The organism is Mycolicibacterium stellerae, assembly GCF_003719305.1.
Taxonomy (GTDB): Bacteria; Actinomycetota; Actinomycetes; order Mycobacteriales; family Mycobacteriaceae; genus Mycobacterium; species Mycobacterium stellerae.
The window spans coordinates 24,842-46,167 of record NZ_RARC01000026.1 but is presented as its reverse complement, the minus strand read 5'-3'; the positions used below and the strand labels follow the sequence as shown (position 1 = coordinate 46,167).

Genomic DNA, 21,326 nt, shown 5'->3' with positions numbered 1-21,326 from the left:
CCTTCGGGCGGTCACTGCGAAGGGCTACAGAGGTTGCGGCTTTCGGCCCTTCAATTTTGGCGTTTCATCCCGCGCCGCCCACTTTTCAGCCCAGCACAAGCCCGTCGCCGTCGGGAGTGACGTTGACCGGCACGACGTCGCCGTCGTGCACTTCGCCTGCCAGCAACAGCTTGGCGAGCTGGTCGCCGATGGCCTGCTGGATCAGCCGCCGCAGCGGGCGCGCCCCGTAGAGCGGGTCGAAGCCGCGGTCGGCCAGCCACTTCTTGGCCGGCAGCGACACCTCGAGGGTGAGCCGGCGCTGAGCCAGCCGCTTGTCGAGTTGCTTCAGCTGGATGTCGACGATCTCCACTAGCTCGTCGGGTTGGAGGGAATGGAAGATGATCACGTCGTCGAGCCGGTTGATGAACTCCGGCTTGAACGCCGAGCGCACCGCAGCCATCACCTGCTCCTCGTTGCCGCCTGCCCCGAGGTTGCTCGTCAGGATCAATATCGTGTTGCGGAAGTCGACCGTGCGGCCCTGGCCGTCGGTCAGCCTGCCCTCGTCGAGGACGGCGAGCAGCACGTCGAACACGTCGGGGTGAGCCTTCTCGATCTCGTCGAACAGGATCACCGTGTACGGCCGCCTTCGCACCGCCTCGGTCAGCTGACCGCCCTGGTCATAGCCGATGTAGCCGGGAGGTGCACCGACGAGTCGGGCCACCGAGTGCTTCTCGCCGTACTCGCTCATATCGATGCGGACCATCGCGTGCTCATCGTCGAAGAGGAACTCCGCCAACGCTTTTGCCAGCTCGGTCTTGCCGACGCCGGTCGGGCCGAGGAACATGAACGACCCCGTCGGGCGGTTCGGGTCGGCGACGCCCGCCCGGCTGCGACGGACCGCGTCCGACACCGCCTGGACGGCCTCCTTCTGGCCGACGACGCGCTTGCCGAGCTCGTCCTCCATGCGCAGCAGCTTGGCCGTCTCGCCCTCGAGCATCCGGCCCGCCGGGATACCCGTCCACGCCGAAACCACGTCGGCGATGTCGTCGGGCCCGACCTCCTCTTTGAGCATGACGCCCTCGCGGGCTTCGGCCTGCGGGACCGCCGCGTCGAGCTTCTTCTCCAGCTCGGGGATGCGGCCGTAGCGTAGTTCGGAGGCCTTGGCCAGGTCGCCGTCGCGCTCGGCACGATCGGCCTCGCCGCGCAGCGACTCCAGCTGCTCCTTGAGCTCGCGGACCACGTCGATGGCGCTCTTCTCGTTCTGCCAGCGCGTGGTCAGCTCGGCCAACTGTTCTTTCTTGTCGGCCAATTCCGCGCGCAGCTTCTCCAGCCGGGCCTTGGAGGCGTCGTCGGACTCCTTGGCCAGCGCCATCTCCTCGATCTCGAGGCGGCGCACCAGGCGCTCGACCTCGTCGACCTCGACGGGCCTTGAGTCGATCTCCATCCGCAGGCGGCTGGCCGCTTCGTCGACAAGGTCGATGGCCTTGTCGGGAAGGAAGCGTGACGTGATGTAGCGGTCGGACAGCGTGGCCGCCGCGACGAGCGCGGAGTCGGTGATGCGCACACCGTGGTGCACCTCGTAGCGGTCCTTGAGGCCACGCAGGATGCCGACCGTGTCCTCGACGGACGGTTCACCGACGTACACCTGCTGGAAACGGCGTTCCAGCGCGGCGTCCTTTTCGATGTACTTGCGGTACTCGTCGAGGGTGGTGGCGCCGACCAGGCGCAGCTCGCCGCGGGCCAGCATCGGCTTGATCATGTTGCCCGCGTCCATCGACGAATCGCCGGTCGCGCCCGCACCCACGATGGTGTGCAGCTCGTCGATGAACGTGATGATCTGACCCGCGGAGTTCTTGATGTCGTCGAGCACGGCCTTCAGCCGCTCCTCGAACTCGCCGCGGTACTTCGATCCCGCGACCATTGACCCGAGGTCCAGCGAGACGACGGTCTTGTCGCGCAGGCTCTCCGGGACGTCGCCCGCGATGATGCGCTGGGCCAGGCCCTCGACGATCGCGGTCTTGCCGACACCTGGCTCGCCGATCAGCACCGGGTTGTTCTTGGTTCGCCGGCTCAACACCTGCACGACGCGGCGAATCTCGTTGTCGCGCCCGATGACCGGGTCGAGCTTGCCTTCGCGGGCGCGCTCGGTCAGGTCGGTGGAGTACTTCTCCAACGCCTGGTAGCTGCCCTCGGGGTCGGGGCTGGTGACGCGGGCACTGCCGCGCACCTTGACGAACGCCTCGCGCAGCGCCTGCGGCGACGCGCCGACGCCGGTGAGCACCTTGGCGACATCCGAGTCGCCGGTGGCCAGACCCACCATCAGGTGCTCGGTCGAGACGTACTCGTCGTCCATCTCGGTGGCCAGGTTCTGTGCCGTCGTGATCGCAGCGATGGATTCACGGGACAACTGCGGCTGCGAGCTGGCGCCGCTGGCGGTTGGCAGCCGGTCGAGCAGCCGTTGCGTCTCGGTGCGGACAGTCGCGGGTTCGACGCCGACGGCCTCCAACAAGGGGGCGGCAATGCCATCGTTCTGGGTGAGCAATGCCATCAACAGGTGTGCAGGCATGATCTGCGGGTTGCCTGCGGTGGTCGCCGCCTGCAGGGCCGCGGTCAGCGCAGCCTGGGTCTTGGTCGTCGGATTGAACGAATCCACGACTGCCTCCGATCTGTTCTCAAGTCTTTCAAGTCTGAATAAAAATGCTGGTCGTATTCATCAACGTCGTCAAGGTTGAGTCTGTTCCGCTCAACTTTAACTTTTTTCCCGATTGCCATCTAGAGCCATATGGCCCCTTCTTCATAGTCTTCATCGCCGAGGCTGCCGACAGATCGTGCAACGGGCCCCAGAAGCGATCTGTGCACAGCCTCGCGAACCCCAGCTACGCCACCGGTAACGGCGGCACACCCGGCGCCGGATCCTCCGGAGGCGCGACCTGACGTGGCGAATCGCTTGCGTCTATTACCCCTGATGCTGGGCAGTTCTCGCTAGAGTCAGCTAAGCGACGTTGCCGGCTACGTTCCGCGTTCCCAATTCCCGAAGGGCCTTGACGTGGACATCAACACCATCACCGAGGTCGTCAGGCACCCTTCCCAGCGACCGGGCAGCGGCTGGCGCGACGGCGACGCCTGGTTGGCGGGCGGGACCTGGCTGTTCTCCGATGAGCAACCTGACCTGCGCCGCCTCATCGACCTGATGCCGCTCGGCTGGGACGGGCTGACCGCCACCGAGGCGGGCCTCGAGATCGGCGCGATGTGCACCGTGCGCAGGCTCTACGAGTTCTCCGCGCCGGACGACTGGCGAGCCGCCCCGCTGTTCACCACCAGCTGCGAGGCCTTCCTCGCCTCGTTCAAGGTGTGGAACGCCGCGACCGTTGGCGGCAACATAGCCATGTCTCTGCCCGCGGGACCGATGATCACCATGACTGTGGCGCTCGAGGCCACGTACACACTGCAGGCCAGGGACGGATCCGAGCGCAGCGTCGACGCGGTCGATTTCGTGACCGGCAACCACGAGAACATCCTCGCGCCGGGCGAACTGCTGCGAAAGATCGACATCCCGGCTCAGGCATTGCGAAAGCGCCACGCCCACAGGCGATTCACCCTGACCCAACTGGGCCGGTCGACCATTTTCATGATCGCGACCCAGGGCGAAGGCGACCTCCTGCTGACCATCACCGCAGGCACCACCCGACCAATACGGCTCGCGTTCAACTCCTTTCCCGATGTCGACACGCTGCGGCACAGCATCGAGTCGATTCCGCACGACCTGTGGTTCGACGATCCGAACGGGACGCCAGAGCACCGCGAGCACCTGGCCGGACACTTCGCAGAAGAGCTACGGGGAGAGCTGGCATGACGTACACCGTCAACGGCGCGGCCTTCGACGAGGAACCGCTACCCGGGCAGTGCCTTCGCACGTTCGTCCGCTCGCTGGGCTGGCACGGCGTCAAGAAAGGTTGCGACGCAGGCGATTGCGGCGCCTGTACGGTCTGGCTCGACGGCGATCCGGTGCACAGCTGCATCACGCCGGCGTTTCGCGCCGAGGGACGTCGGGTCACCACCATCGAGGGCCTCGGCACACCCGACGACCTGCACCCCCTGCAGCGACAGTTCCGCGACGCCCCCGGCTTCCAATGCGGGTTCTGCACCGCGGGCATGATCATGACCGCGGCCACGTTCACCGACGCGCAGAAGCAGGACCTGCCGCGCGCGCTGAAAGGAAACCTGTGCCGCTGCACGGGATACCGCGCGATCGAGGATGCCGTCAACGGCGTCGTCGAGATCGAGGAAGCGGCCCCCGGCCAGGCGGTAGGCACCAGCGTCGGAGCCCCCGCAGGCACCGACGTGGTGACCGGTCGCGCCGAGTACACGATGGACACCGAGATGGACGGCATGCTTCACCTCAAGGTGCTGCACTCGCCGCACGCGCACGCCCGCATCGTGTCGATCGACAAGACCGCCGCGCTGGCGGTGCCCGGCGTGCACCGCGTCTACACGTGGGAAGACGTCCCTGGCAAGCGGTTCAACACCGCGATCCACACCGACCACCTCGTCGACCCCGACGACACCCTGATCCTCGACAGGGTCGTGCGGTTCGTCGGCCAGCGCGTCGTCGCCGTGGTCGCCGACTCGATCGGCGCCGCCGAAGAGGGATGTCGCCGGGTCAAGGTCACCTACGAGGTGTTGCCCGCCGTCTTCGATCCGCAGGAGGCGATGAAACAAGGCGCACCCCAGCTACACGGAACCCACGACCCGTTCATCCACGACCCCGAACACAACATCCTCATCGAGCTGCGCGGCGAGATCGGCGATGTGGCAGCCGGCTTCGCCGAGGCAGACGTCATCCACGAGGGCACCTACTTCTCTCCGCGCGTTCAGCACGCACACCTCGAGACGCACGGCTCCATCGCTTGGATGGAGGACGGCAGGCTCAACGTGCGGACCAGCTCGCAGTCGCCGTCGATAGCGAAGCTCAAGCTGTCGCACCTGTTCGATCTGCGACCCGACCAGCTCCGGGTGTTCTGCAAACGGGTCGGCGGCGGGTTCGGCGGCAAGCAGGAGGTGATCTCAGAGGATCTGGTTTCGCTGGCGACCATCGACATCGGGCGGCCGGTGTGCTGGGAATACACCCGCGAGGAGGAGTTCACCACCGCGTCACCGCGGCACCCGATGACGATCACCGTCAAGCTCGGCGCCAAGTCCGACGGCACGCTGACGGCCTTCGGATTCCGGAACGTGTCGAACACCGGCGCCTACGGCAACCACGGTGGCGAGACGTTGTTCGCGGGCGGCGCCGCGATGATGCAATACCGTTGTCCCAACAAGAAATTCGACGGCTTCTCGGTCTACACCAACACGGTGCCAAGCGGTGCGCTGCGCGGATACGGCATGACGCAGCCGAGCTTCGCTGTCGAATCCGCCATGACAGAGCTCGCGCTGGCGCTGAACCTCGATCCGATGGAGCTGCGGCGACGCAACGTGATCCGGCCCGGCGACGCGCTGCTGGCCGTCGGCGAGCATCCCGACGACGTGATGTTCGCCGAAGACAGCCTTCTCGCATGCATCGACAGGGTCGACGCCGCATTGCAACGCAGCGCCAACGGGCATGCGCTCGGCGAGGACTGGCTGATCGGTACCGGCACCGCGAGTTCGATCCATGAAACCGCACCGCCGACCGAGCACATCTCCGAGGCGTGGGCGACCCTGCGTGACGACGGCGTGTACGAGATCGCCGTCGGCACCGTCGAATTCGGGGAGGGTACGTCGACGGCTCATGTGCAGATCGCGTCCAGCGTGCTTGGTACGACGCCGTCGCGGGTGCACCTGGTGCAGTCCGACACCGACAGGACCGGGTTCGACACGGGGGCGTTCGCAAGCGCGGGATTGTTCGTCTCGGGCAACGCCGTGCAGAAGGCCGCGACCGCGCTTCGCGATGCCATCCTGCGATTCGCCGCCGGTCATGCCGGTGTCGACCCGGCCGAATGCTCGCTGCAAGACGACGCGGTGACGTGTGGCGAAGCCAGGGTGCCGCTGACCGAATTGCTGGCGGCCGCCCGGGAACGCCGGATCCGATTCTCGGTTTCCCGCAAGGCATACGGGTCCCCGCGGAGCGTGACGTCCAACGCGCACGGTTTCCGCATCGCCGTGCACCGGGCGACCGGTGAGATCCGGATCCTCTACAGCGTTCACGCCACCGACGCGGGTGTCGTGATCAACCCGGCGCAGGTGCGCGGGCAGGTCGAAGGTGGGGTGGCGCAGGCCATCGGCTTCGCGCTCACCGAGAACTTTCACGTCGACGAGAACGGGGTGATGGTCAACCCAAACCTGCGCAACTACCGCATCCCCACCTACGCCGACATCCCCCGCACGGAGGTGATCGTCGTCGAGTCGACCGATTCGGTCGGGCCAATGGGCGCCAAGGGAATTGCCGAATCGAACGTCAACCCGGTGGCCCCCGCACTGGCCAACGCGCTGCACCACGCCACCGGCGTCCGCTACCGTGAGTTGCCGCTGACGCCGGAGCGGATTTACCGCAGACTGTCCGGCGAACCCGCTGATTCACCAGAACTGATCGGCAGCTGATGGACACCAGGAACCCCACCGACACCGCGGCCACCGTCATCATCGGTCAGAACGTGCGGCCCGGCTGCGAACAGGCCTTCGAAGCGTGGCAGAAAGACCTGAACGGAGAAGCATCCAAGTACCCCGGCTTCCTCGGCGCTGAGATCAATCCGCCGACGGCCGTTCAGTCCGAGTGGGTCGTGGTGTACCGGTTCGACAGCATCGCCCACGTCCAGGCGTGGCTCAACAGCGGGACCCGACAGGACCGGTTGGCAGGCGGACACGAGTTTCTCGACGGGCCTGCGACCCAGCAGGTACTCGGCGGCGGCGCACAACATCGCGACCCGTTGGTCACCGTCGCGGTCAGTCACCGCGTCGACCCGGACAACGTGGACGACTTCCTGGCCTGGCAGGCGCAAATGAACCTGGCGGAGAGCAAGTTTCCCGGGTTTCGCGGCACTGAGCTGTTCCGTCCGGTCGCAGGCGTACAGGAGGAGTGGACCACCCTCTATCGTTTCGACACCGCCGACGACCTGGACCGCTGGCTGGTGTCAGACGAGCGTAAGCAACTGCTTGCGGAGGGCGAGAAGTTCTCCGACTTCCATTCCCGCACCATCGACAACTCGTTCGGCAGCTGGTTCGCGTTCGACGAGCACGGGAATGACACGCCGCCTCCATCAGACATCAAGACCTCCATCGCGGTGTGGGTGGGCCTCTACCCGACGGTCGTACTGCTGTCCCTCTTATTGTGGCCGCTGAAAATGCCGCTGTGGCTGAACCTGCTCGTCGGAAACCTCTGCTCCAGCTTCGCCATGACCTTTCTGACGATGCCCTACTACGTCAACCCGCTGCTGAAGCACTGGCTGCGACCGCCGCCAAATGTCCCTGCGACCAAAACGAATTGGCGAGGTATCGGTATTTCCGTTGCCGCCCTGGCATTTTGGAGCGTGGTGTTCTACCTTGTCACCAGGGTCTTCTGGCACCTGCCCTAGCGGCCCGCCACCGGGGCTGCGGACGCGACGCCGGCAATCACCGGCAGCGCCGCGATCTGCTTGGGCGCGACAGTCTTGGCATCCGGTGTCGGCCGCCCGAGGGTGAACTTGCGAACCTCCTGACCGCCCGGCGTCATGCCCGCCACCAGGAGGTCGGCACCGTAGACGGTGCTGGAGGTGGCCACGGTGACGCCCGGCTTGGCGCCTGGGAACGGTGTGAACTCCGCGATCTGGCCGTAGGAGACGTTCTCCTCGTGATGGTTCGGGTTGTCGAGGTAGATGGCGGGCTGCCCGTCGAGGCGCGACCCGTTCGACCAGACCCGCACCGTGCCTTCGCCCGCCAGTTGCCCGGTGATGATGCTCTTCGCGCCCCCCTCGGGGCCCGCGACCCAGCCGGTCGACAACGAAACGCCGCCCTTGTAGTACTCGTCGTACGCCATGATCTGCGACGTCATCCTCGGCTCATTGGGCTTGTTCGAATGTGATTGCGTCGCAGTACCATTGGCCTGTGCCCGGGCGGTCGGGGTGAACAGGTCCCACCGGAAAGACTTGACCAGCGGCGCGTCACCGGGTCCGGGTGCGGTGACGACGCTCTCCCGGCCCGACCCGGCCTCCACCATGCCGGTGGCCAGCTCGACGCCGGACTGGGACCCGGGGTACGGCGTGAATGTGGAGAACACGTCGGGGGCCTTGCCCGATTCAGAAGGGGTGCTCGACGAGAAGACTTTCACCTGCGATTCCATCCCCGGCCCCGAGCCGACGATGATGTTGTCGGCCAAGGCGTTTCCGTCGATGTCGGCGCCCGCGACGGTCACCCCGCCGGTGAAGCCGGAGTCGAACGGGGCGAACCGGGTCAGCTCGGTCTTGAAAAGGCCGTCAGCAGTGTCATTGCCGTCGTAGACGACCACCTCTGGAGCCGCTCCCTTGCCTGTGCCGACGACCAGGTCGAGGATCATGTCGCCGTTCACATCGGCCATCGCAACCGACGGCGTGCCCTCGAAGTCCGGGAACGGGGTGACGGTCTGGAGAACCTTGTCGCCGTTGGCATCCCGAACCTGAACCGAGGCAGGTTTTCCGTTCAATCCCGGAACCGCCACCGCGTACGTCGACACCTCGGGAATGACGTTGATGAGAGCCATCAGGCCGTTGTCCTCGTGGTTGAGGCGGTGGCAGTGGATCACATACGTGCCGGCGTACTCCAGGAACTCCTGTCGGATGGTCAACGACGAGGGGGTGCTCACGACATGGCGGTCGTCGAAGATCGGTGCGGGAACGTTGACGTTGTCCAGCCCCCACGGCTGAACACCCGTCTTGCCCCTGTTCGGGTCGTCGATCGCCATCACCTGGAAGTCGTTGACATGGATGTGCATCGGGTGGGCGTCGTTGTTGAGGTTTGTGATCAACCACTCCTCCACGGAGTTGAGCCGTGGCTGGATGAGCGGGATGTTGGGGAAGGTGTTGTCGTCGAACATGTAGACAACGGCCTTAGGGTCGTTGTTGCTGGCCTTGTCGGTGCCGATTCCGTCGGTGATCGCCAGCGCCCGTTTGACAGCGGGCGTCATCACCGACGTGTCCACGAAGGAGGTGTACGCGTCGAGGTTCTGCCCCGGCTCGAAAGCCGTTGTCTGCCCCTGCCCGCTGGTGTCCGGTGTGGCGCGAATAAGGGTCTGGGTGGGGAACACGAAGAAGCCGTCGCCGAAGGCGAGGTACTTCGGATCCACGGTGAGGGTGCCGATTTCCGCGGGCGGATTCTTGGTGCCGTTGCTTGTATACAGCACACCGGGATTCACGATCGGCTTGGCATGGGGATCTGGCGGGAACTCCAGTACCAGGTCGCCTTCGGCTGGCATCGTGACCGCGATCGCGTAGCGCGAACCCGGTGGGATGCTGAGCGTCGTGCCGTCCCCGTAGACGGGCAGGCCCACCCGCGTGTAGGGGTTGCCGTCCTGGCCGACGATCGAGAACTTCGGATGGTTGCCGGTGGCGGTTTCGGTCAATTGGAGTGTCATGTAGGCGATGTCGCTGATGTTGGCCACCGCCCAGATCTCGGTCTGGCCCGGCTTGATCTTCAGCTCCGGCTGGAACTGGCCGTTGACGGTGAACTGCACGTCGCGCTCGTTCTCCGGCATTGCCGGATTCTCGGCGACCTTCTTCGTCGGGCTGTCGAAGGACATCAGATTCGACGGGATGAACTGGGTCTGGCCTCGGTTGTTGTGTGGCGAAAGCGGACCGGCCCACCATGGCGTGAGGTACTGGGCGCCGGCGGTGGTGTCGGCAATGTTCACCGGGGCCAGGCTCGGTTGATAGGTGCCGTCCGCCAGCTGTGCACCCTCGGGCGGTTTCAGTGTGCTGACGAACTGCGGCCAGCTGTAGTTGTTCAGTTGGTGACCGTTACCGTTGCGGTCGAACACGAAGTTGTACTGAATCGCCATGTCGCGCACCGGAATATTGTTCTTGGTGACCAGCGGCAGGTTCCCGTCGGGCCGCCCGATCTCGAGCAGGCCCGCCAGTCCGTAGTAGGTCTGCTGTGAGGTCATCGTGTGGCGGTGGCTGTGATACCAGTACAACCCGTTGGGCATGGTCTTGGGGACGTCGTAGGTATAGGTGTTGCCAAGGCCTGCCGGAATCGACAGCAGCACGTTGTCTGCGTTGCCCGACGGGCTGACGTGCAGGCCGTGGGTGTGCAGGTTGAGCGGCGACTCTTTGAGCGTCGGTGGATAAATCGGTACTTCGCCTCCCTTGGGAGTGAAGGCGGGATCGTAGTAGTCCTGGATGGTCAGGTTCTCAAGGTCGTTGTCGTAGTGCACGATCAGCTTCTCGCCGGGTTCCACGCGCAGCGTCGGGCCCGGGTAGACGTTGTCGCTCTTCGTCGAGCCGTCCGAGCTCGTGCCCTTGATCAGGTCGTAGCCGTAGGTGAGGAAGTTGGTCACGGGTTGCTTGACCGTGTCGAGGTTGACGGTGCTCTGATGCGCCGACAACCGCACCTCGAGCACCCCGTCCTTGCTCGAAAGGCGCACCGGTTCCCGAAACGGCGCAGGCTTTCCTTCCGGCCCGGCATTGACACCGGCCGCGGGCACCGGCGCGGTCTTTTCCTTGCTGCATGCCGTCATCATCGCGGTCATCGATATGACGACCGACAGTGCGATGACGAGCACCGGCTTGCCGCGAAGACGGCGCATGGCGCCCCCCATTCAGACGTGGGTGAGGATGCAGGCAAAACAGTACAGAGCCGCAGATATACACATGGCAAATCCGCGGGAACGAGCTATCCCTGGGCGGTCTCCTGGGCGGAAAGCGCCATCCAGGTTCCGTTCTGTAGCACGAATACGTCGGTGAACCGCTCCCGCGCCAGCACCGTGCCGCCGTCGATGAGGGTGTTCACGCCGTGAATCACCGCCGTGTCTCCTGCGATGTCGACGAGTTGGTCGGTCGGGTTCATTGTGAACGACACCTTCTCGAGACCGGCGATCTCCTGCGCGCGGTCGAGCAGGATCCCATCGGAGTTGATGTGCTTGAAGCCCGGCGCCAGAATCGAATCCACGGTCACACGGTCGCCCTCGGTGATTGCGGTCAACCAACGCCTCTCCTGCGCGAGCACGTCGGCGCAGGCACCGGTGTCGATCGCCATCGCAGAGTTGGATGCCACGTCCGAGCAGCTGTCCGCCAGCGCAGTGGCCTGCGGTACAACCGTCAGAACGGCGGCCGGGGCGGCGGTCAGCGCAAAAGCGGCCGCACATTTCGCCGTTGCGGATCGCGTCATGGGAGGTGAGTATGTCAGCCCGGCAGCGTGTATGACGGCAAATCAGCGACCGAGTCACCCGCCACGTCGAACCACGACGGCGGCAAATCACAAACCTGCGCAATTGCCGCCGCGGACGTCACGCCTTGCTACCTTCTCCTCGGTAGCGCGACGAAAGGGCAGTCGATGTCTGGCAATTGGGGCTCGGTACTGACCGAGCTCATTCCGCTGGCGCTGGTCGTCGCGCTTTCGCCGTTGTCGATCATCCCGGCCGTGCTGGTGCTGCACACGCCGCGTCCAAGGCCGACGGGTCTGGCGTTTCTGGCCGGCTGGCTGTTCGGGCTGGCGGCGTTGACGACGATCTTCGTCGAGGTCTCCAGCCTGGCGGGCGGGCTGAAGGAGAAGCCACCCGGCTGGGCGTCGTGGGCGCGCATCGTGATCGGCGCGGCGCTGATCGTCTTCGGTCTCTACCGCTGGTTCACCCGCAAGAAGTCCGACCACACCCCAGGCTGGATGAACAGCATGAGCAAGTTCACGCCGCTGCGCGCGGGCCTTGCCGCCGCGGCGTTGACGGTCATCAACCCGAAGGTGCTCTTCATCTGTGCCGCAGCGGGTTTGGCCATTGGCTCTGCCGGGCTGCGCTCCCCTGCGGTGTGGGCTGCCGAAGCCTGGTACGTCTTGTTCGCAGGCTCGACGGTGGCGATCCCCATCCTCGCCTATGCGGTGGTAGGAGATCGCCTCGACGAGCCGTTGACCCGGCTGAAGGACTGGATGGAGCGTCAGCACGCCACGCTCGTCGCCGCCATTCTGATCGTCATTGGTCTTCTGGTGCTGTACAAGGGAATTCACGGTCTATAGCTCGGGCAGACCCAGTTCCTGCGCCGACGCGGTCAGGTAACGGGTCACCGAAGGCGCAATCAGCTTGACGACGTCGTCAGCAGGCAGCGTGGCCAGCGGCGGCACGCGCATCACGTAGCGCAGGATCGCCGTACCAACCAGGTTGGTCGCGGCCAACATGGCCCGAAGGCGGGCCTGTTCGCCGCCGCCGAGCGCACCCGCCACTGCGGTCAGCACATAGCTCTGCATGAAGGCGCGAAACGCTTCGTGTGCATCGGGGTTCGAGGTCGCAGACACCAGCATCGCAACCATGCTCGCTGCGGTGTCCTGGTGCTCCCAGATTCCCAGGTACGTGCGCACCATCCGGGTGCCGATATCCCCGTCACCGTCGGCGAGCGCCGCGATGAGCGCGTCGGGGTCGATGATCAACCGCAGCGACTCCCGGAAGAGTTCGGCCTTCGACCCGAAGAGGTAGAGCACCATCGACGGGTCGACGTGCGCGTCGTTTGCGATCGCGCGCAGAGTGGTCTTCTCGTACCCCTCCACCCCGAACCGCTGCTTGGCCGCGCGCAGTACCGCCTCGCGCGAAACCGGCTCGCCCTGCCGTCGACCCCGGCGGCGGCTCGTCGTCTTCGCAGGTGGAGCCATCCGCCGACGATATCATTTCAATGACTGTTGAAATCTGGTCATTGCGGAGTTACGCTCACCGCTGACAGAAAATTCAACGTCGGATGAAAAGCGAGTGAGCAATGACGACGCAATCGCTCCCGAGGCCAACCCATCACGCCGCCCAGGCCCATGAACCCCCCGCCGCGCTGCGCGCGACCGGCATCGTCGCAGTGCTGGTCGTGGTGATCGCGATCGTCGCCATCGCGTTCGCCCTGCCTGCGGCGCGTTCGAAGCCGCACGACGTCCCGATCGGTGCGGCGGGCCCGCAGGCGGCCAGCGGTCAAGTTGCCGAAATCCTCGAGCACAACGCGCCTGGCGCATTCGCGATCACCTACTACCCCGGCGAGGCGGCGCTGCGCGACGCCATCCGCAATCGGGATGTCTACGGCGGCATCTCGTTCGGCCCGGACGGCCGCACCCTGCTGATCGCGACCGGCGCGAGCCCGACCGTCGCCCAGCTGCTGAATCAGGTCGGCAGCGGCATCGCCCAACACGCGGGGGTCGCGCTGCACACCGAAGACGTCGCCCCGCCGACCTCCGCCGACCCGCGCGGCGCCGGGCTGGCGGCATCCGCGCTGCCCATCACGCTGGCCGGCCTGCTGCCCGCCGTCGTGCTCGTGCTCGCGCTGCGACGTGCGGTGTGGACCCGGTTCGCGGCCGCTGTGGTGTTCGCCGGGCTGGCGGGAGCGACGATCGCGGCGCTGCTGCGGTTCGTGCTCGGCTCGATTGACGCGAACTTCTGGGGGGTTGCCGGCGGCCTCGCGCTCGGGGCACTCGCGTCCGGGCTGTCGATGCTGGGCCTCGGCTCGCTGTTCGGCCGCGCCGGGCTGGCCGCAGGCTCCCTGCTTGCACTGTTGCTGGGCAACCCGCTCTCGGGGCTGGCGAGCGCGCCCGAGCTCCTGCCCAGCGGATGGGGTGCGCTTGGGCAGTGGTTGCCGCAGGGAGCCAACGCCACACTGCTGCGCTCGACGGCGTTCTTCGGCGGGTCGGGCGCCACGATGGCGATCGTCGTGCTGGCCGGCTGGGCGATCGCGGGAGCCGGGTTGATCGTGATTGCCGCGGTGCGTGACGGCAAGGGTGGGCGGTTGCCCGGCTGATACCTACACTCAAGCGGCGTGGGACTCGACGACCGCGACGGGCTGCGGATGCTGCGCGACGCGGTCGATCCACGCCTCGGCGGCCAGGAGCTGGTCCGCCAGTTCTACACCAAGTGGTTCGCCATCGACATGGCGGTGCGCGATCTGTTCCCGCCCGATCTGGGCAGCCAGTTCACGGTGTTCAGCCAGGCGATGACGTGGCTGTTCGGCGAGCTCGTCGACCAACGCGCCGAGGAGCCCGTCGCGTTTCTGGCTCAGCTGGGCCGCGATCATCGCAAGTACGGTGTGGTCGGAAGCCACTACTTCAGCATGCACGAGGCGCTATACACGACGCTGCGCAGACAGTTGAGCCAGAACTGGGACGACAAGCTCGACGACACCGCCCGCGCCGCCCTCGAGCTGTTCATCGGCGTCATGCGTGGCGCTGCAGACGCAGAACAGGGCCCGCCGTTCTGCGACGGCACCGTCGTCGAGCTGAACCGGGTGTCGAGGGACATCTCGGTGGTGCGTCTTGCACTGGACCAGCCGCTGTCCTACTTCGCGGGCCAATACGTCACCGTGCAGGTGCCGCAGTGGCCGCGCCGCTGGCGCTACCTCAGCCCGGCGATGCCCCCTGACCCGAGCGGCGCCATCGAATTCCACGTCCGATCGGTCACCGGCGGAATGGTCAGTCCGACCGTCGTCGCCGAAACCCGGCCCGGCGACCGGTGGCGGCTGTCGAATCCGCACGGCGGCATGCAGATCGACCGGGACGGCGGCGACGTGCTGATGGTCGCGGGCAGCACCGGGCTGGCGCCGCTGCGGGCGCTCATCATGGAGCTCACCCAGTGGGCGGTGAACCCTAGGGTGCATCTGTTCTTCGGCGGGCGGTACCCGTGCGAGCTGTACGACCTGCGCACGCTGTGGCAGCTCGCAGCACACAACCCCTGGCTGTCGGTGTCGCCGGTTTCGGAGTTCCGCTCCGACCCGCCGTGGGCCGCCGACTACCCCGACGTGCAGCCGCCGCGCGGACTTCATCTGCGGCAGACCGGCAGGCTGCCCGAGGTGGTGACGAAGTACGGAAACTGGGGCGACAGACAGATCCTGATCTGTGGCGGCCCGGATATGGTTACCGCGACAAAGGAAGCGCTTATCGCCAAAGGCGCTCCGCCCGAACGTATCCAGCACGATCCGTTGGCCGGCTGAAGGGGTATTGATCGTCTACGACTGAGCCGCCGGTGTCACTCGCTGCCAGATGTCGTCGAACGCGATGCTGTCATAGAACGCCGTCACCATGACGATCCAGTTGTCCCGCAACGTCAAGTACCACGAGTAGGTGTTGCGGTAGGGCACGCCGTCGCGCGCTGTGCTTTCGGCGTCGAAGAGCACGATGACGGTGTCGCCGTCGGCGTACATGTCGCGGACGGTCGGCGTCAACGGAGTCGTCATCCGCGCCATCAACGGTCGCACCACGTTGGCGAGGAACTCCTCCTTACTGGAATAGACGCCGGCTGCCACCGAGTTGCCGGTGATCTCCCAGGTGGCATCGTCGGCCAGCACGTCATAGATGTTGCCCGTGCCGTTCCGCCACGCGTCGAAGCCCGCCTGCACCGTTGCGAGGTTTCGCGTTTCTATCTCGTCATATCGCTGGGCAGCGCTCATTTCTCGATCTAACAGGACGGGTCGGTGCCGCATGGCAGGATCGCGTCCATGCCGGAGTTCGAGTCAGTGACTCTTCGCGACCCGTGGTCATCACTGTCGGCGACGTACGTGCCTGCGGCGGGGATGATCTGCACTTCCCTCGCCGACGACGGAGTCGAGTTTCTCGGTCAACGCCGCGGGCTTGAGGCCTATGTGGCCAACGGCAAGACAATGGGGATTCCGCTCCTCTACCCGTGGGCAAATCGCCTGAGCGCCAACACGTATGAGGTCGACGGAACCGTCGTCTCCTTGACCGTTGGCAGCGGCGGCGTTCGCGCCGACGAACACGGCGCGCCGATGCACGGCGTGTTGGCGGCCTATCCCGGCTGGCTGGTCACCGACAGATCGGACAACGCGTTGACTGCCGTTCTGGACTACGGCGAGCGGCCGGAGCTATTGGCTTCGTTCCCCTTCCCGCACGTGCTGACGCAGCAGATCACGCTGGACGACCAGACGCTGACCATCGAGACGACGGTCACGCCGACGACGGCGGCGCCTGTGCCATTGTGCTTCGGGTACCACCCGTATTTCCAGATTCCTGGCGTGCCGCGCGACGACTGGACGCTGACCACACCGAGCATGCGCACCCTGCTCGTCGACAGCCGAGGCCTGCCGACCGGGCAGGCCGAGGACTGGGAAGGCGCCACCCAGCCATTGAAGAACGTCACGTATGACGACGGCTTCGACAACGTGCCCGAAGGCGCCGTGTTCACGATCGAGGGCGGGGGCCGGCTGATCGCTGTCACATTCGAGAAGGGTTATCCGGCAGCGCAATTGTTCGCCCCACCGGGCGACGAACTCGTCGCTATCGAGCCGATGGCGGCGCCGACGGACGCGCTCACCCGCGGCACCTACCGCGTGGCCGCGGGCAATCCGGAAACCACCCGCTTCTCCATACAGGTTAGGTGAAAGCACAACCCACGCTGACTCTTTGGGTTCGCGATTGGCGTGAAACCGACTCCTAGGTAGTCCAGATTTGTCGTACCCGGGTGTGATGATGGGTCATGTCCTCGACCATAGCTCCCGCCGCGACGGCGGTGCGTGCTGCCGAGTCCGACGTCGCCCGCCGCCCGCCGCCCGCACGGACAGCACACCACCGCCGTCATGCACGTCGACGTGAAAGACCGCGTCGCCGCGCTGCATCTGGGCCCGCTGCTGTCGGAGTCTGAGCGTCGCTACCTGACCTGTGATGCCACCTGTGAAGTCTGGTTCCAGCGCGACGGGCAGGTGATCGGCGCCGGGCGGACCACCCGGCTGATCAACCGGCGGCTTCGCCGCGCACTGGAACACCGCCACCCCCCCTGCGCAGTACCGGGTTGTGGGGCCACCCGCGCTCTGCACGCCCACCACATCCGCCACTGGGAAGACGGCGGCCCCACCGAACTGGTCAACCTGGTGCTGGTCTGCCCGTATCACCACCGGCTGCACCACCGCGGCGTCATCACCATCACCGGACCCGCAGACGAACTCGTCGTCACCGACAACGCCGGGCGACCACTCAGCGCAGGATCGCTGGCCCGTCCACCAACCAAACCCCCGCCCGACGTCCCACCATGCCCCGGGCCCAGCGGCGAACGCGCCGACTGGTGGTGGTACCAACCCTTCCAACCACAGGAACCACCACCAACAAACAACTAGGTGGGTCAGCGGTTTTTCTTGCGAGGTTGCCAGACCACCAGCGCGGTGCTCTTGGGCACCACCGCGATGTCGCGACTCTTCTTGGCGCTCAACCGAGCCAGTTCGTCAGCCATTTCGGACAACCGGGACTGCAGTGCCTCGACCTGGTTGGTCAGCTCGATGATCCGTTTGATGCCTGCGAGGTTGACTCCCTCGTCCTGAGACAGCCGCTGCACCTCGCGGAGCAGGTCGACGTCGCGCTGCGAGTAGCGGCGCCCGCCGCCCGAGCTGCGCTGCGGGCTTACCAGGCCAAGCCGGTCATACGTGCGCAGCGTCTGCGCGTGCATGCCCGCAAGCTCGGCGGCGACGGAGATCAGGAAGGTCCTCGCGGCTTCGCGGTCGTCGGGGCGCTTGCCTGCCATCACGCACCGGCCCACCCGGCCCGCGGGTCGAACCCGCTGGCCCGCTCTGCCTTCGCGTACGCCTCCAACGCCTCTGCCGCTTCACCTTCGAGTTTGGGCGGCACGGCGACCTTGACGGTGACCAACAGGTCACCGAAGCCGCCGGACCGATTGGGCACACCTCGGCCGCGCACCCGCAGGATGCGCCCGTCCGATGTCCCCTTCGGAACCCGCACGCCGACCTTGCCCTCCAGCGTCGGCACCGAAAGCGTTGTGCCCAGTGCGAGTTCGCTGAAGCTGACCGGCACCGTGACGGTGAGGTCGTTGCCATCGCGTCCGAACACCTTGTCCGGCTTCACATGGACGGTCACATACAGGTCGCCCGATGGCGCACCACGCAGCCCGGCTTCACCCTGTCCGGCGAGCCTGATCCGCTGTCCGTCCTCGACACCCGGTGGGATCCGCACGTTGATGGTGCGGGTCCGTGTCGTGACGCCGGTGCCCTTGCACTCGTCGCACGGCTGCTCGATGATCGAGCCGCTCCCACGGCATTCGGTGCACGGCTCGGAGAAACCGAACGCGCCCTGGTTGCGGTTGACCACACCTGCGCCATTGCAGTTCGGGCACACCTTCGGGCTGGTGCCCGGACGCGCCCCGCTGCCATGGCAATTCGTGCACGGCGCCGGGCTGGTCAGCCGCAGGGGCATGGCCACACCCTTGGTGGCCTCCATGAACGACAGCTCGGTCTCGGTCTCCAGATCGTTGCCGCGCCGAGGCCTGCTGGGTCGAGGCTGCTGTGCGCCACGGCCGAACAGCCCGCCGAACAGGTCGCCGATGTTCGCGCCGCCCGTCTGGCCCGCCGCATCGAACAGATCGTTCAGATTGAAATCGGCACCGTCGCCGCCGAACCCACCGAAGTTACCGCTGCCGCCGCCGGTGAACCGGCCGCGGCCGAAGCCACCGTTGGCGAAAAGCCTTCGGGTTTCGTCGTATTCTTTGCGCTTGGCCTCGTCGGACAACACGCTGTACGCCTCGGATACGGCCTTGAACCGCTCGGCACCGTCGGGATTCTTATCCGGATGCAATTCGGAGGCGAGCTTGCGGTACGCCCCTTTGATCTCTTTGGCGCTGGCGTCAGAGGAGACGCCGAGTTCTTTGTAGAAATCCTTTTCGACCCATTCACGCTGGGCCATTTCGCGTCACCTCCTACCTGTCTAGTTGTCCTGCTGGATTGATTCTGCGTCCTTCTCGGGCGCAGCGTCGGGCTTGTCGGCCGTTTCACCGGCGTCGGGCACGGTGTCCACCACCCCAACGAGGGCGTGGCGCACCACGTGATCGCCGACCTTGTAACCCCGCCGCATGACGGTGCCGACGATCGGGTGAGTGCCCTCGCCCTCGTGCTGTACCGCTTCGTGCAGGGCTGGGTCGAACTCGTCGCCCTCGGCGCCGAAACCTGAAAGACCCAGTCCCTCAAGGGCGGTCACCAGCTTGTCGGCAACCGACTTCAGCGGACCCGACTCCAGGTCACCGTGGCTGCGGGCGCGATCGAGGTCGTCCAGCACGCCCAGCAGCTGGGCGATGACGCCGGCCTTGGCGCGATCGGCAATCAGCTGCTGGTCGCGCAACGCCCGCTTGCGGTAGTTGGCGAAATCGGCCTGCACACGCTGCAGGTCGGCGAGCAACTCGGCGGCCTTGCCAGCCTCTTCGGGTGTCTCCCCGGCGAACGGCCCCGGTGCCGGCCCACTGGGGGCCGGTCCGGTTGCCTGGTCGCGAACTTCACCGGTTTCGGGATCGACACGCCGTTTGTCGGTGATGGTCACCGGCTCGTGCGGATCGTTGGAACTCACTTGTTCTCCTGGTCATCCTCGACAACCTCGGCGTCGACGACATCGTCGTCAGACGCGCCCGACGGACCTCCTGGCGAGCCTGCGCCTGCGGCCTGCTCGGCCTGCGTGGCCTCGTAGATCGCCTGGCCCAGACCCTGGGACTCCTGTCCCAGCTTCTCCATGGCGGACTTGATCACGGAGATGTCGGTGCCGTCCAGCGCCGTCTTCGCTTCCGCGATGGCCGCGTCGACCTTGCTCAAGGTGTCCTCGGGAACCTTTGAGCCGCCTTCGGCTTCGCGCTGCTCTTTGACGAACTTCTCCGTCTGGTAGACCAGCGATTCGGCCTGGTTGCGGACATCGGCTTCCTCGCGACGCTTGCGGTCCTCCTCGGCGTGCGCCTCGGCGTCCTTGATCATCCGGTCGATCTCTTCCTTGGAGAGGCCGGAGCCTTCCTGGATCTTGATCGTGTTCTCCTTGCCGGTGCCCTTGTCCTTGGCGGTGACGTGCACGATGCCGTTGGCGTCGATGTCGAAGGTGACCTCGATCTGCGGCACGCCGCGCGGGGCGGGCGGGATACCGGTGAGCTCGAAGCTGCCGAGCAGCTTGTTGTGCGAAGCGATTTCGCGCTCACCCTGGAACACCTGGATCTGCACCGACGGCTGGTTGTCGTCGGCCGTGGTGAAGGTCTCCGACCGCTTGGTCGGGATCGTGGTATTGCGCTCGATCAGCTTGGTCATCACGCCGCCCTTGGTTTCGATACCAAGGCTCAGCGGGGTGACGTCAAGCAGCAGAACGTCTTTCACCTCGCCCTTCAGCACGCCGGCCTGCAGTGCAGCGCCGACCGCGACGACCTCGTCGGGGTTGACGCCCTTGTTGGGTTCCTTGCCGCCGGTCAGTTCCTTGACCAGATCGGCCACCGCTGGCATGCGGGTGGAACCACCCACCAGCACCACGTGGTCGATGTCGGCAACCGAGATGCCCGCGTCGGCGATCACCGACTTGAACGGCTGGCGGGTGCGGTCAAGCAGGTCCTGAGTGATCCGCTGGAACTCCGCACGGGTCAGCTGCTCGTCGAGGAACAACGGGTTCTTGTCCGCGTCGACGGTGATGTAGGGCAGGTTGATCGAGGTGCTCTGCGAGCTGGACAGCTCGATCTTGGCCTTCTCGGCGGCCTCACGAAGCCGCTGCATGGCCATCTTGTCCTTGGTCAGGTCGATGCCTGCACTCGCCTTGAACTTGTCGACCAGCCATTCGACGATCCGGTCGTCCCAGTCGTCGCCACCGAGGTGGTTGTCACCCGAGGTGGCACGGACTTCCACGACGCCTTCGCCGATTTCCAGCAGCGAGACGTCGAAGGTGCCGCCGCCGAGGTCGAAGACCAGGATGGTCTGTTCCTTCTGGCCCTTGTCCAGACCGTAGGCCAGTGCGGCCGCGGTCGGTTCGTTGACAATGCGAAGCACGTTGAGCCCGGCGATCTGGCCGGCCTCCTTGGTGGCTTGCCGCTGGGCGTCGTTGAAGTAGGCGGGGACGGTGATCACCGCATCGGTGATGTCCTCGCCCAGATAGCCTTCCGCATCCCTTTTCAGCTTCTGCAGAATGCGTGCGCTGATTTCCTGCGGGGTGTAGTTCTTTCCGTCGATCTCGACAGACCAGTCGGTGCCGATTTCGCGCTTGACCGAACGGATGGTCCGGTCGACGTTGGTGACCGCCTGGTTCTTGGCGGGCTGGCCGACGAGCACCTCGCCGTTGCGCGCGAACGCGACGACCGACGGGGTGGTGCGGGAGCCCTCGGAGTTGGCGACGACAACGGGGTCGCCACCCTCCAGTACCGCGACGACGGAGTTGGTGGTCCCGAGGTCGATTCCGACCGCACGAGCCATGGTGTTCCTCCTGAAATAGCTTTGTTAAGGTCTGAGTGGACCGCGCTCAAG

General features: G+C 65.9%; 16 protein-coding genes and 1 pseudogene. 8 read left to right on the top strand and 9 right to left on the bottom strand.

What is annotated here, in order from left to right; translation table 11 throughout:
• Positions 1–85: 85 nt before the first annotated feature.
• Entirely contained in the window at positions 86–2,632 is a 2,547-nt protein-coding gene (gene clpB, locus D6M19_RS25165) for an ATP-dependent chaperone ClpB (protein WP_123028003.1), read from the bottom strand.
• Between the two features lie 393 nt (positions 2,633–3,025).
• On the opposite strand from clpB, the gene D6M19_RS25155 reads away from it, so the two are divergent.
• The 3 genes from D6M19_RS25155 to D6M19_RS25145 are packed head-to-tail and all read left to right on the top strand — an operon-like array spanning position 3,026 to position 7,529.
• Complete coding sequence (locus D6M19_RS25155) at positions 3,026–3,832, top strand: FAD binding domain-containing protein (protein WP_123028001.1); 807 nt, start codon at positions 3,026–3,028, stop codon at positions 3,830–3,832.
• Complete coding sequence (locus D6M19_RS25150) at positions 3,829–6,558, top strand: molybdopterin-dependent oxidoreductase (protein ID WP_123028000.1); 2,730 nt, start codon at positions 3,829–3,831, stop codon at positions 6,556–6,558. The genes D6M19_RS25155 and D6M19_RS25150 overlap by 4 nt, the downstream gene beginning before the upstream one ends.
• The gene (locus D6M19_RS25145; RefSeq protein WP_123027999.1) at positions 6,558–7,529 is read left to right on the top strand and encodes an antibiotic biosynthesis monooxygenase; all 972 of its coding nucleotides are present in this window, start codon (positions 6,558–6,560) and stop codon (positions 7,527–7,529) included. The genes D6M19_RS25150 and D6M19_RS25145 overlap by 1 nt, the downstream gene beginning before the upstream one ends.
• Here the strand turns inward: D6M19_RS25145 and D6M19_RS25140 are convergent.
• Both D6M19_RS25140 and D6M19_RS25135 read right to left on the bottom strand, forming a co-directional pair.
• On the bottom strand, positions 7,526–10,708 hold the full coding sequence (locus D6M19_RS25140) for a multicopper oxidase domain-containing protein (RefSeq protein ID WP_123027998.1): 3,183 nt from the start codon (positions 10,706–10,708) through the stop codon (positions 7,526–7,528). The genes D6M19_RS25145 and D6M19_RS25140 overlap by 4 nt on opposite strands.
• 86 nt (positions 10,709–10,794) lie before the next feature.
• Positions 10,795–11,289: a nuclear transport factor 2 family protein gene (locus D6M19_RS25135; RefSeq protein ID WP_123027997.1), complete on the bottom strand. Its 495-nt coding sequence runs from the start codon at positions 11,287–11,289 to the stop codon at positions 10,795–10,797.
• A gap of 165 nt (positions 11,290–11,454) precedes the next feature.
• Between D6M19_RS25135 and D6M19_RS25130 the strand changes: the two genes are divergently transcribed.
• Positions 11,455–12,126, top strand: a complete 672-nt coding sequence (locus D6M19_RS25130; RefSeq protein ID WP_123028051.1) for a GAP family protein — start codon at positions 11,455–11,457, stop codon at positions 12,124–12,126.
• Here D6M19_RS25130 and D6M19_RS25125 read toward each other — a convergent pair.
• Positions 12,121–12,753 (bottom strand): TetR/AcrR family transcriptional regulator, encoded by a 633-nt coding sequence (locus tag D6M19_RS25125; RefSeq protein ID WP_123027996.1) that lies wholly within the window; start codon positions 12,751–12,753, stop codon positions 12,121–12,123. The genes D6M19_RS25130 and D6M19_RS25125 overlap by 6 nt on opposite strands.
• A gap of 101 nt (positions 12,754–12,854) precedes the next feature.
• Between D6M19_RS25125 and D6M19_RS25120 the strand changes: the two genes are divergently transcribed.
• Positions 12,855–13,871 (top strand): ABC transporter permease, encoded by a 1,017-nt coding sequence (locus D6M19_RS25120; RefSeq protein ID WP_123027995.1) that lies wholly within the window; start codon positions 12,855–12,857, stop codon positions 13,869–13,871.
• An 18-nt stretch (positions 13,872–13,889) separates the two neighbouring features.
• The gene (locus D6M19_RS25115) at positions 13,890–15,056 is read left to right on the top strand and encodes an FAD-binding oxidoreductase (RefSeq protein WP_123027994.1); all 1,167 of its coding nucleotides are present in this window, start codon (positions 13,890–13,892) and stop codon (positions 15,054–15,056) included.
• A gap of 15 nt (positions 15,057–15,071) precedes the next feature.
• On the opposite strand, the gene D6M19_RS25110 is transcribed toward D6M19_RS25115, so the two are convergent.
• Positions 15,072–15,512 carry a nuclear transport factor 2 family protein gene (locus D6M19_RS25110; RefSeq protein WP_123027993.1) on the bottom strand — a complete coding sequence of 147 codons (441 nt, stop codon included), beginning with the start codon at positions 15,510–15,512 and terminating at the stop codon, positions 15,072–15,074.
• 48 nt (positions 15,513–15,560) lie between these two features.
• Here D6M19_RS25110 and D6M19_RS25105 point away from each other — a divergent pair, with 48 nt between their 5' ends.
• Both D6M19_RS25105 and D6M19_RS25100 read left to right on the top strand, forming a co-directional pair.
• Positions 15,561–16,460: an aldose 1-epimerase gene (locus tag D6M19_RS25105; protein ID WP_123027992.1), complete on the top strand. Its 900-nt coding sequence runs from the start codon at positions 15,561–15,563 to the stop codon at positions 16,458–16,460.
• A 156-nt stretch (positions 16,461–16,616) separates the two neighbouring features.
• Positions 16,617–17,189 (top strand): annotated as a pseudogene (locus D6M19_RS25100) (DUF222 domain-containing protein); the annotation flags it as partial.
• Between the two features lie 5 nt (positions 17,190–17,194).
• On the opposite strand, the gene D6M19_RS25095 reads toward D6M19_RS25100, so the two are convergent.
• Genes D6M19_RS25095 through dnaK form a run of 4 tightly spaced genes read right to left on the bottom strand, consistent with a single transcriptional unit; the run spans position 17,195 to position 21,275 of the window.
• Complete coding sequence (locus D6M19_RS25095) at positions 17,195–17,590, bottom strand: heat shock protein transcriptional repressor HspR (protein WP_123027991.1); 396 nt, start codon at positions 17,588–17,590, stop codon at positions 17,195–17,197.
• Entirely contained in the window at positions 17,590–18,762 is a 1,173-nt protein-coding gene (dnaJ, locus tag D6M19_RS25090) for a molecular chaperone DnaJ (protein WP_123027990.1), read from the bottom strand. Before dnaJ ends, D6M19_RS25095 begins: the two co-directional genes overlap by 1 nt.
• A 21-nt stretch (positions 18,763–18,783) precedes the next feature.
• On the bottom strand, positions 18,784–19,416 hold the full coding sequence (gene grpE, locus D6M19_RS25085; protein WP_123027989.1) for a nucleotide exchange factor GrpE: 633 nt from the start codon (positions 19,414–19,416) through the stop codon (positions 18,784–18,786).
• Positions 19,413–21,275 (bottom strand): molecular chaperone DnaK, encoded by a 1,863-nt coding sequence (gene dnaK, locus D6M19_RS25080; RefSeq protein ID WP_123027988.1) that lies wholly within the window; start codon positions 21,273–21,275, stop codon positions 19,413–19,415. Before dnaK ends, grpE begins: the two co-directional genes overlap by 4 nt.
• Positions 21,276–21,326 lie beyond the last annotated feature (51 nt).